The organism is Rhodopseudomonas sp. B29 (assembly GCF_000333455.1).
Classification (GTDB): Bacteria; Pseudomonadota; Alphaproteobacteria; order Rhizobiales; family Xanthobacteraceae; genus Rhodopseudomonas.
This window is the reverse complement of the sequence record NZ_BADD01000424.1, coordinates 1-4,497: the sequence shown is the minus strand read 5'-3', so window position 1 is coordinate 4,497 and position 4,497 is coordinate 1. Positions and strand designations below refer to the sequence as shown.

Annotated in this window: 6 protein-coding genes and 1 pseudogene; 4 read left to right on the top strand and 3 right to left on the bottom strand. The window is 64.2% G+C overall.

The features are described from left to right. A partial coding sequence (locus I5M_RS15140) for an HAD-IA family hydrolase (RefSeq protein ID WP_031336497.1) occupies positions 1-238 on the bottom strand: 238 nt, incomplete at its 3' end. A 178-nt stretch (positions 239-416) separates the two neighbouring features. After that, entirely contained in the window at positions 417-1,286 is an 870-nt protein-coding gene (locus tag I5M_RS15135; RefSeq protein ID WP_022722164.1) for an amidohydrolase family protein, read from the bottom strand. A gap of 320 nt (positions 1,287-1,606) precedes the next feature. Between I5M_RS15135 and ykgO the strand changes: the two genes are divergently transcribed. From ykgO to I5M_RS15115, 4 genes are all read left to right on the top strand, one after another. Further along, positions 1,607-1,732, top strand: a complete 126-nt coding sequence (gene ykgO, locus I5M_RS15130; RefSeq protein ID WP_031336496.1) for a type B 50S ribosomal protein L36 — start codon at positions 1,607-1,609, stop codon at positions 1,730-1,732. Between the two features lie 96 nt (positions 1,733-1,828). Continuing rightward, positions 1,829-2,479: a tetratricopeptide repeat protein gene (locus I5M_RS15125; protein WP_022722162.1), complete on the top strand. Its 651-nt coding sequence runs from the start codon at positions 1,829-1,831 to the stop codon at positions 2,477-2,479. Positions 2,480-2,552: 73 nt separating this feature from the next. Then, entirely contained in the window at positions 2,553-3,515 is a 963-nt protein-coding gene (locus I5M_RS15120) for an alpha/beta fold hydrolase (RefSeq protein ID WP_031336495.1), read from the top strand. 31 nt (positions 3,516-3,546) lie between these two features. Further along, positions 3,547-3,975: an OsmC family protein gene (locus I5M_RS15115; RefSeq protein ID WP_022722160.1), complete on the top strand. Its 429-nt coding sequence runs from the start codon at positions 3,547-3,549 to the stop codon at positions 3,973-3,975. A 322-nt stretch (positions 3,976-4,297) separates the two neighbouring features. Here the strand turns inward: I5M_RS15115 and I5M_RS15110 are convergent. Then, positions 4,298-4,497, bottom strand: a pseudogene (locus tag I5M_RS15110) (IS110 family transposase); the annotation flags it as partial.

Here is a 4,497-nt window from a genome sequence, read left to right as displayed (position 1 = left end):
CGTCGTGCGTCAGGCCGAGGCAATCAAGCGTGTAGACCAGCGCATCGCGCGTCATGGCTCCGAAGTCCTGGTACGTGCCCATCAGCGAGCGCAGCCAGGAATATTCGAGCTGCTTGATGCGCCAGAGCTGCGTAATCAGCTCACCGCGGCCGGGAAACGCCCGCTCGACCGCGCTCTGAACCGAGTGGGTGTCGTACAGCGTACCGTAGGCATCGAACACGACGGCTTTGATGGTCATGCGCAGGGATCCTCTGCTGGCCATCGAACTATAAGGGGCTCACATCGTCATTGCGAGGAGGCGAAGCCGACGAAGCAATCCAGCTCCGTGCACTGGGCTGGATTGCTTCGCGGAGCATGTCATCGGGCGGCGCTTCGCGCCGACCCGTTGGCTCGCAATGACGCAGAGAGGTTGATTGTCAAATCCCCAGCAGCTTGCGCGCGTTCTGCTTCAGCACCTTGGCGCGCACCTCTTCGCGGATCTCGAGCTTGGCGAAGTCGGACAGCCAGCGGTCCGGCGTGATCACCGGCCAGTCGGAGCCGAACAGCATCTTGTCCTGCAGAATCGAGTTGATGTAGCGCACCAGGATCGGCGGGAAGTACTTCGGCGACCAGCCCGACAGGTCGATATAGACGTTGGGCTTGTGGGTCGCGACCGACAGCGCCTCTTCCTGCCAGGGGAAGGAGGGGTGCGCCAGGATGATCTTCATGTCGGGGAAGTCGGCGGCGACGTCGTCCATGTACATCGGGTTCGAGTACTTCAGCCGCATGCCCATGCCGCCCGGCATGCCGGAGCCGACGCCGGTCTGGCCGGTGTGGAACAGCGCGATCGCGCCGCCTTCCTGGATCGCCTCGTACAGCGGATAGGCGAGCCGGTCGTTGGCGTAGAAGCCCTGCATGGTCGGGTGGAACTTGAAGCCCTTGATGCCGTAATCGTTGATCAGCCGCTTGGCCTCGCGGACACCGAGCTTGCCCTTGTGCGGGTCGATCGAGGCGAACGGAATCAGCACGTCGGAATTCTGCCGGGTGATCTCGATCATCTCGTCGTTGTTGTAGCGGCGGAAACCGGTCTCGCGCTCGGCATCGACCGGAAAGATCACCGCGGCGATCTTCTTGGCGCGATAATACGCGGCGGTCTCCGGCACGGTCGGCGGATGCTTGTTGGGCGAGCCGAAATACTCGGCCATGCGCGCCTGGAAATCGTCGTAGCCGTCGTCGGCGTGGCAGCCGCACGGCTCCTCGGCATGGGTATGGATGTCGATGGCGACGAGATCGTCGGGATTCAGCATGGACGTTTCCTTCGGGCAGTGTTTGGCCGCCGCTGGAGGCGGCGGAATTGATTATGGTCTATAACCATTTTTGGGAGCTGTGAAGCGGGGCTTTGCCGATATGACTCGTCGGCTCGCCGCAACAGAGACCACAAGCGCGGCGATTGGTGGATGGCACAACGGCCAACCGTTCTGAACTGAGGATTGCCCGCCGGTTCGATTGACAGAACAGGCCTCGCTGGGTAGAAGGCGGCGATCTCCGGCGGATTGCCGCCGCGGGAATGGAATGTTTTTCTCTACGGCCAGTCATCAACGGCCTTCGAAGCAATCAGGGTAGACCCATGAAGGTCCGTAACTCGCTGAAATCGCTGCGTTCCCGCCATCGCGAGAACCGTCTGGTCCGTCGCAAGGGCCGGCTCTACGTGATCAATAAGACCCAGCGCCGTTTCAAGGCCCGTCAGGGTTGATCGCGCGGCGCTGCTGCGCCCGCTGACGTTCCGCCATCACGCCCGTGTGACGCGTCGCTGCTTTGCAGTGCGCCGGCGCACGGCTACACTTTTGTGATGGCCGGTCGATTCAAACTTCTCAAAGCCGTCGCCGCGTCAGGTTCTGTCGCGGCGGCGCTGCTCGTCGGCAGCGGCGCCTTTGCGCAAAAGCCGCCGGCCGATCGCCCGAACAAGCTCGAAGCTCCGCCGGCACCACCGGCCAAACTGCCGCTGGTCCCGAGCGACCGCGGCAAGGGGCTCGATTTCCTGTTCGGTGCGCTGAAGGCGGCGCCCGACGACGACAGCGCTCGCCATGTCGAAGCCCGCATCTGGGCGCTGTGGACGCAGACCACGAGCGACACCACGGCGCTGCTCATGGCGCGATCCAAGGTCGCGGCCGACGCCAAGCAATACGATGTCGCGCTGAAGCTGCTCGACGCCGTGGTGAAGCTCAAGCCGGACTATGTCGAAGGCTGGAACCGCCGCGCCACGATCTATTATATGAAGAACGACTACGCGCGCTCGCTGCACGACATCGAAGAGGTGCTGAGTCGCGAGCCGCGGCACTTCGGGGCGCTCGCCGGTCTCGGCATGATCATGCAGGAACTCGGTGACGACAAACGCGCGCTCGACGCGTTCCGCCAGGCGCTGGCGATCAATCCCCACCTCGACAAGGTCCCCGAACTCGTCAAGACTCTGACCGAGAAGGTGGAGGGCCGCGATATCTGAGCCCGGCGCGAAACGAATTGCGTCCGGCGCGCGTAGCTAGTTCTGCGTGCGTCATGTGGTTCCGGTTCCCATCATGCTTCTGATCGCTGTTGTTGCTGCGCTGGCTCTGCTCGCGCTGCTGACGCGGCTTGGCACGCTGCGGATCGAGCGCCGCTATCCGCCACAGGGCGAGATCGTTCGCGTCGATGGCGGCCGTCTGCATGTGGTCGACCTCGGTCCGCACGGTCTCGATGAGCCGCCGATCGTGCTGCTACACGGCGCCAGCAGCAATCTGGGCGCTATGCGAGTCCCGCTCGGCGAGATGTTGGCGCAGCGACACCGTGTCATCCTGATCGATCGTCCCGGTCACGGCTGGTCGACGCGCGAGGCTCGCGTCGCGCCGCCTGACGTGCAGGCCCGCATGATCTCGCAACTCCTCGACCGGCTCGGGATCCCACGCGCCATCTTCGTGGTGCATTCGATGGCCGGTGCGATGGGCGCCCGGCTGGCGCTCGATCAGCCCGATCGCGTCGCCGGCCTGGTGATGCTCGCGGCCGCGACGCATCCCTGGCCCGGCGGCAGTGTCGGCAGGCTCAACGATGTGATGACGACACCGGTGATCGGCCCGCTGCTGGCCTACACGATCACTTTGCCGCTCGGGCTGATGCTGGCTGATCCCGGCGCACGGGCCGTGTTCGCGCCGCAGACGATGCCGGAGAACTACATCGATGCCACCGCGACGCCCTTGCTGCTGCGGCCCCGCAACTTCCTCGCTAATTCATGGGACCTGATCGGCCTCAACGCCGCGCTGACCGAGCAGGTCGGCCGCTACGCGCAGATCAAGGCCCCGACGGTGGTGATCCATGGCGATGCCGACTCGACGGCGTCGCTGTCCGTGCATTCGCGACCGTTCGCCGCCGAGGTTCCCGGCGCGAAGCTGATCGTGCTGCCGCATGTCGGACACATGGTGCAGAATGCTGCGCCCGAGCTGGTCGTCCGCGAGATCGAAGGTCTCATCGCGCGTCTGGACACAAAAGCACCATCGACCATCGAGTAGTCTGCAACATCATCAAACCAGGGAGAAACACATGAGCACGACATCCGGCTCGGCCAAGTGGCAGGGCGGCATCAAGGACGGCAAAGGCGCGATCTCGACCAAGAGCGGCGCGCTCAGCGACTATCCGTACGGCTTCGCCAGCCGCTTCGAAGGCAAGCCCGGCTCCAATCCCGAAGAGCTGATCGGCGCCGCCCACGCCGCCTGCTTCACCATGGCGCTGTCGCTGATCCTCGGCGAAGCCAAGCTCACCGCCGAGCAGATGGAAACCAAGGCCGACGTCACGCTGGAAAAGCAGGGCGATGGCTTCGCCATCACATCGGTTCACCTGACGCTGAGCGCCAAGATCCCCGGCGCCGACGACGCCACCTTCCAGGACCTCGCCGCCAAGGCCAAAGCGGGCTGCCCGGTGTCGAAGCTGCTGAATACGAAAATCACGCTGGATGCGAAGCTGATGAGTTGAGCGACCAACATCAGCTTTTCTGTCATTCCGGGGCGCGCCGTCAGGCGCGAACCCGGAATCCATATGTGGACGGCCCCCGAGCCACAAGGGATTCTGAGGACTGATCGGATCGCTTGCATCCATATGTGCGGCCTGTCGGTGCGGTCGCGATGGACCGCTGGCCAAGATGGCTTCCGCGACGCGAGCTCCAATCACCCTACCGGCCTTTGTGTGCCGATGGATTCCACGGATTGTCTCGCCTCTCGGTTCGATCGATCGTTCCATCTGTCTCCCGTTGCAGCTCCGGCTCGAGCGTCGGACTAATTGCCCGACGTTCGATCTCTCAGTCGGCGCGCGGCGATGCGCTCGGCATCCGCGCCCCGTCGTAAGTCTGTTGCGTGATCATCATCTTCCAGGCGATCCTGGCGATCTTGTTGGCGAGCGCCACCGCCGCCAGCTTGATCGGCTTGCGCGCCAGCAGCGCGACCAGCCACACCGAGGCGCGGCCGCGCCCATGCCGCGCCTGCTGGATCACCGCCATGG